The 6,390-nt window shown below is 40.0% G+C and carries 8 protein-coding genes; all 8 read left to right on the forward strand.

Annotated elements, in window-relative coordinates:
• The coding region (locus tag O3622_RS09850; protein ID WP_371607406.1) for an ATP-dependent Clp protease proteolytic subunit at positions 1–306 on the forward strand (306 nt) is incomplete at its 5' end.
• A 78-nt stretch (positions 307–384) separates the two neighbouring features.
• Positions 385–654, forward strand: coding sequence for a YlbG family protein (locus tag O3622_RS09855; protein ID WP_042902526.1), 270 nt, complete (start codon positions 385–387; stop codon positions 652–654).
• An 88-nt stretch (positions 655–742) separates the two neighbouring features.
• On the forward strand, positions 743–1,903 hold the full coding sequence (locus tag O3622_RS09860) for an ABC transporter substrate-binding protein (RefSeq protein ID WP_000726133.1): 1,161 nt from the start codon (positions 743–745) through the stop codon (positions 1,901–1,903).
• Positions 1,904–2,022: 119 nt separating this feature from the next.
• On the forward strand, positions 2,023–2,892 hold the full coding sequence (locus O3622_RS09865; protein WP_000941413.1) for a branched-chain amino acid ABC transporter permease: 870 nt from the start codon (positions 2,023–2,025) through the stop codon (positions 2,890–2,892).
• 3 nt (positions 2,893–2,895) lie between these two features.
• Complete coding sequence (locus O3622_RS09870) at positions 2,896–3,852, forward strand: branched-chain amino acid ABC transporter permease (RefSeq protein WP_000856262.1); 957 nt, start codon at positions 2,896–2,898, stop codon at positions 3,850–3,852.
• On the forward strand, positions 3,852–4,616 hold the full coding sequence (locus tag O3622_RS09875) for an ABC transporter ATP-binding protein (protein ID WP_371607407.1): 765 nt from the start codon (positions 3,852–3,854) through the stop codon (positions 4,614–4,616). The genes O3622_RS09870 and O3622_RS09875 overlap by 1 nt, the downstream gene beginning before the upstream one ends.
• Positions 4,616–5,326, forward strand: a complete 711-nt coding sequence (locus O3622_RS09880; protein ID WP_084945307.1) for an ABC transporter ATP-binding protein — start codon at positions 4,616–4,618, stop codon at positions 5,324–5,326. Before O3622_RS09875 ends, O3622_RS09880 begins: the two co-directional genes overlap by 1 nt.
• 250 nt (positions 5,327–5,576) lie before the next feature.
• Positions 5,577–6,233, forward strand: coding sequence for a CBS domain-containing protein (locus O3622_RS09885; protein WP_000268643.1), 657 nt, complete (start codon positions 5,577–5,579; stop codon positions 6,231–6,233).
• Positions 6,234–6,390: the final 157 nt, after the last annotated feature.

Consider the following 6,390-nt stretch of genomic DNA (forward strand, 5'->3'; position numbering starts at 1 on the left):
TCCATGGGGACTGTCATTGCATCAAGTGGCGCAAAAGGCAAACGTTTCATGCTTCCAAATGCAGAGTACATGATTCACCAACCAATGGGTGGTACAGGTGGTGGTACCCAACAGACAGATATGGCAATCGCTGCAGAGCACTTGCTCAAAACTCGTAAGACTTTGGAGCAAATCCTTGCAGATAACTCTGGTAAATCAGTCGAGCAAATTCATGCAGATGCAGAACGTGATTACTGGATGAGTGCCCAAGAAACGCTTGAATATGGCTTTATTGATGAAATCATGGCCAACAATTCGTTAAGTTAAGCAACCTAGAAAGTAAACTCGACGGAGTTTGCTTTTTTTGGTATAATAGGGGAAGATTTCTTAGAAAGAGGACTCCTCATGTTTGAAAAAACAAATCGATCAGGATTAATCATCTATCTCTACTATAATCGAGATGCAAAAAAACTTCAGGAATACGGTGATATCTGTTACCATTCCAAAAAACATCGTTACTTGCAGCTCTATGTTCCAACTGAGGAGCTAGATGACTTAGTTGAGAGATTAGGTAAGGAAAGATATATCAAGAAAATTAGACGTTGCCATATTCAAGAGCTAGAAACTCCCTTCGTTGGGAATCTTTATCGGACTGAAGAAAACGTTATCATTTAAAAAGTTAAACAAATACATTGACAATTTTCTGATAATTCGGTATATTCTTAACATACTATTTTTTGAAACAACTATAAGGAGATTAAAAATGAAGAAAAAATTTGCCCTATCTTTTGTGGCTCTTGCTAGTGTGGCTCTTCTTGCTGCCTGTGGAGAGGTCAAGTCAGGAGCGTCAAACACAACTGGAAATCCAGTAGACGAAAAAACAATTAAAATCGGTTTTAACTTTGAAGAGACAGGTGCTGTGGCAGCTTACGGTACAGCTGAACAAAAAGGTGCCCAACTTGCTGTAGACGAAATCAACGCTGCAGGTGGAATTGATGGAAAACAAATCGAAGTTGTAGACAAAGACAACAAGTCAGAAACTGCTGAAGCAGCTTCTGTTACAACAAACCTTGTTACCCAATCAAAAGTAGCAGCTATTGTAGGACCTGCGACATCTGGTGCAACTGCTGCAGCTGTAGCTAACGCTACTAAAGCTGGGGTGCCATTGATTTCACCAAGTGCTACACAAGATGGTTTGACCAAAGGTCAAGATTACCTATTTATCGGAACATTCCAAGATAGCTTCCAAGGGAAGATTATCTCTAACTATGTAACAAACAAATTGAATGCTAAGAAGGTTGTTCTTTATACTGACAACGCTAGTGACTATGCTAAAGGTATTGCTAAATCATTCCGCGAATCCTACAAGGGTGAGATTGTAGCAGATGAAACGTTTGTAGCAGGTGATACAGACTTCCAAGCAGCCCTTACTAAAATGAAAGGCAAAGAGTTTGATGCTATCGTTGTTCCAGGTTACTACACAGAAGCAGGTAAAATTGTAAACCAAGCTCGTGGTATGGGAATTGATAAACCAATCGTTGGTGGTGATGGATTTAACGGTGAAGAATTTGTTCAACAAGCAACTGCTGAAAGAGCATCAAACATTTACTTCATCTCTGGATTCTCCACCACAGTTGATGTTTCTGCAAAAGCTAAAGCTTTCCTTGAAGCATACCGTGCTAAATACAACGAAGAGCCTTCAACATTCTCAGCTTTAGCCTATGACTCAGTTTACCTAGTAGCAAATGCTGCAAAAGGTGCTAAAAACTCAGGTGAAATCAAGGACAACCTTGCTAAAACCAAAGATTTTGATGGTGTAACTGGTCAGACAAGCTTTGATGCTGACCACAATACAGTGAAAACTGCTTACATGATGACCATGAACAATGGTAAAGTTGAAGAAGCAGAAGTTGTAAAACCATAACATTAGAATAGTAATTGAAATGGGGAATGAGCCTTTGACTCACTCCCTGTTTCGGTGTTTATGAACTTGTGAAAATAATGAAATTTTCTAAAAAATAAGGATAGAAAAGAGTGAATGCTATGCTCCAACAACTTGTGAATGGTTTAATTCTGGGTAGTGTTTATGCACTTTTGGCTCTGGGTTATACCATGGTTTATGGAATTATCAAACTCATCAACTTCGCCCACGGTGATATTTACATGATGGGTGCCTTTATTGGTTACTTTTTGATTAATTCTTTCCAAATGGATTTCTTTTTAGCTTTAATTATTTCAATGGCAGGGACTGCGCTGCTTGGTGTTGTGATTGAGTTTCTTGCCTACCGTCCTTTACGACACTCTACACGTATTGCTGTATTGATTACTGCCATCGGAGTGTCTTTCCTACTGGAATACGGAATGGTTTATCTAGTAGGTGCTAATACTCGTGCCTTCCCTCAAGCAATTGAAACAGTCCGCTTTGACTTGGGACCAATTAGCTTGACAAATGTTCAATTGATGATTTTAGCAGTTTCTGTACTCTTGATGGTTTTATTGCAATTAATCGTCCAAAAAACAAAAATGGGGAAAGCCATGCGTGCGGTATCAGTTGATAGTGACGCAGCTCAATTGATGGGAATTAATGTAAATCGCACAATCAGCTTTACCTTTGCTTTGGGTTCAGCCCTTGCTGGTGCAGCAGGTGTTCTCATTGCCCTTTACTACAACTCTCTTGAACCTTTGATGGGTGTGACTCCAGGTCTAAAATCATTCGTTGCGGCCGTTCTCGGTGGTATCGGGATTATTCCTGGTGCAGCTCTAGGGGGATTTGTGATTGGCTTGTTGGAAACATTTGCTACTGCCTTCGGTATGTCTGATTTCCGTGATGCTATCGTATATGGAATCTTGCTTTTGATTCTGATTGTTCGACCTGCAGGTATCCTTGGTAAGAATGTGAAAGAGAAGGTGTAAACAATGAAGACAAATCTTAAAGTAAATATTCTCTGGTTATTCCTTCTGTTAGCGGGTTATGGATTGATTAGTGTACTGGTTTCTGCTGGTGTTCTTAATCTATTCCATGTCCAAATTTTAGAACAAATTGGGATTAATATCATCCTTGCAGTAGGCTTGAACTTAATCGTTGGTTTTTCAGGACAATTCTCACTTGGTCATGCAGGTTTTATGGCGATTGGGGCTTATGCAGCAGCGATTATTGGTTCAAAATCACCAACCTATGGTGCCTTCTTTGGAGCGATGGTCTTGGGCGCTTTGATTTCTGGTGCAGTCGCTTTGCTCGTTGGGATTCCAACGCTTCGTTTAAAGGGTGACTACCTGGCTGTTGCGACACTAGGTGTTTCAGAAATCATTCGTATCTTTATCATTAATGGTGGTAGTTTGACCAACGGTGCTGCTGGTATCTTGGGTATTCCAAACTTTACCAACTGGCAAATGGTTTATCTATTTGTGGTGATCACAACTATTGCAACTCTCAACTTCTTACGTAGTCCAATTGGACGCTCTACTCTATCTGTTCGTGAGGATGAGATTGCTGCAGAGTCTGTTGGGGTAAACACTACAAAGATCAAGATTATCGCTTTTGTCTTTGGTGCTATTACAGCAAGTATTGCTGGTTCACTTCAGGCCGGTTTTATCGGATCTGTTGTCCCAAAAGATTACACCTTTATTAATTCCATCAATGTGTTGATTATCGTTGTATTTGGTGGACTTGGATCCATTACTGGTACCATCGTTTCAGCGATTGTTTTAGGAATTTTAAATATGCTCCTTCAGGATGTAGCAAGCGTACGTATGATTATCTACGCTTTGGCTCTTGTATTGGTCATGATTTTCAGACCAGGTGGACTTCTTGGGACATGGGAATTGAGTCTATCACGTTTCTTTAAAAAATCGAAGAAGGAGGGACAAAACTAATGGCATTACTTGAAGTTAAACAGTTAACCAAACATTTTGGCGGTCTAACAGCTGTTGGAGATGTCACTCTTGAATTGAATGAGGGAGAATTGGTTGGTCTGATTGGACCAAACGGGGCTGGTAAAACAACCCTTTTCAATCTCTTGACCGGCGTTTATGAACCAAGCGAAGGTACTGTGACACTAGATGGTCACCTCCTAAATGGGAAAACTCCCTATAAGATTGCCTCACTTGGTCTCAGTCGTACCTTCCAAAATATTCGTTTGTTCAAGGACTTGACAGTTTTGGAAAATGTTTTGATTGCATTTAGCAATCATCATAAACAACATGTCCTTGCGAGCTTCCTACGCCTACCAGCTTTTTATAAGAATGAGGAAGAATTAAAAAGCAAAGCTTTGGACTTGCTGGAGATTTTTGATTTGGATGGTGACGCAAATACTCTTGCCAAGAATCTGGCCTATGGTCAACAACGTCGATTAGAAATTGTTCGTGCTCTGGCAACTGAACCTAAGATCCTCTTTTTGGACGAACCTGCAGCTGGTATGAATCCACAAGAAACGGCTGAATTGACAGAATTGATCCGTCGTATCAAAGATGAATTTAAAATTACCATCATGCTCATTGAACACGACATGAATTTGGTTATGGAAGTTACTGAGCGTATCTATGTTCTTGAATATGGTCGGTTGATCGCTCATGGGACTCCGGATGAGATCAAGAACAACAAACGCGTTATCGAAGCTTATCTAGGAGGTGAAGCCTAATGTCTATGTTAAAAGTTGAAAACCTCTCTGTGCATTACGGTATGATCCAAGCAGTTCGTGATGTAAGTTTTGAGGTCAATGAAGGTGAAGTTGTTTCTTTGATTGGTGCTAATGGTGCTGGTAAAACAACTATTCTTCGTACTCTTTCAGGTTTGGTTCGTCCAAGTGCTGGAAAAATTCAGTTTTTAGGCAAAGAAATTCAAAAGTTGCCAGCCCAAAAAATCGTGGCAGCTGGTCTATCACAAGTTCCTGAGGGACGCCATGTTTTCCCAGGTTTGACTGTTATGGAAAACTTGGAAATGGGAGCTTTCTTGAAGAAAAATCGAGAAGAAAATCAAGCCAACTTGAAAAAAGTCTTTTCTCGCTTCCCTCGTTTGGAAGAACGTAAAAACCAAGATGCGGCAACTCTTTCAGGTGGTGAACAGCAGATGCTGGCTATGGGACGCGCTCTCATGTCTACACCTAAGCTCCTTCTCTTGGATGAGCCGTCAATGGGACTTGCCCCGATCTTTATCCAAGAAATTTTCGATATCATTCAAGATATTCAGAAGCAAGGAACAACGGTTCTCCTAATTGAACAGAACGCTAACAAGGCCCTTGCAATCTCTGACCGTGGTTATGTACTTGAAACAGGCAAGATTGTCCTATCAGGAACAGGAAAAGAACTCGCATCATCAGATGAAGTCAGAAAAGCATATCTAGGTGGCTAAACTAGTCTGGGAGACTAGTTTAGGTTGTGGATGGAGATGATACTAGGTTTTCAATACTAGTTGGTAGTATCCTTAACAACTGAAAGAAATATAAATAATGTTTGCTAACTTGCACATATAGGGCTCTAGATTAGAGCTCTTTTTTGTAAAAGACTCAGATTATTCAAAATCTTGAAAAAGAGATGAAAGCGTTTGATAGATTTTCTAAGAAAGTGTATAATAAAAGTAGTAATATAGAAGGAGAAGTCTCATGGCAGTTAAAGATTTCATGACCCGTAAGGTAGTTTATATCAGTCCAGATACGACTGTAGCACACGCAGCAGATTTGATGCGCGAGCAAGGTTTGCACCGTTTACCTGTTATCGAAAACGATCAATTAGTCGGATTGGTAACAGAAGGAACCATTGCGGAAGCCAGCCCATCTAAAGCAACCAGTCTCTCTATCTATGAGATGAATTATCTTCTGAATAAAACCAAAGTAAAAGATGTAATGATTCGAGATGTCGTGACGGTTTCTGGCTATGCTAGTCTAGAAGATGCGACCTACCTGATGCTGAAAAATAAAATTGGGATATTACCAGTCGTAGACAATCATCAGGTCTACGGCGTCATTACAGACCGCGATGTTTTTCAGGCTTTCTTGGAAATCGCCGGATACGGAGAAGAGGGGATTCGTGTTCGTTTCATTACAGAAAATGAAGTCGGAGTACTGGGGAAAATTGTAGCTTTAATTGTAGAAGAGGATTTAAATATTTCCCATACTGTAAACATTCCACGTAAGGATGGCAAGGTCGTCATCGAAGTTCAAATTGATGGAAAAATCGATTTGACTGCATTAAAGGATAAGTTTGAAAAAGAAGGAATTCAAGTGGAGGAGATCACTCATACCTCTGCTAAAGTCCTTTAAACAAGAGGCTTTAGAGCCTCTTTTCTTTTGCAATCAAAAGCGGTGAAAAGCAAAATATGGAAAGAAATGAGAGATTATGGTATAATAAAACGATATGAAAAGGAGTATCTATGGACATTTCAGAAATTCGTCAAAAAATTGACGCAAATCGTGAAAA

The sequence above is a fragment of the Streptococcus sp. 27098_8_51 genome, assembly GCF_041432205.1.
Taxonomy (GTDB): Bacteria; Bacillota; Bacilli; order Lactobacillales; family Streptococcaceae; genus Streptococcus.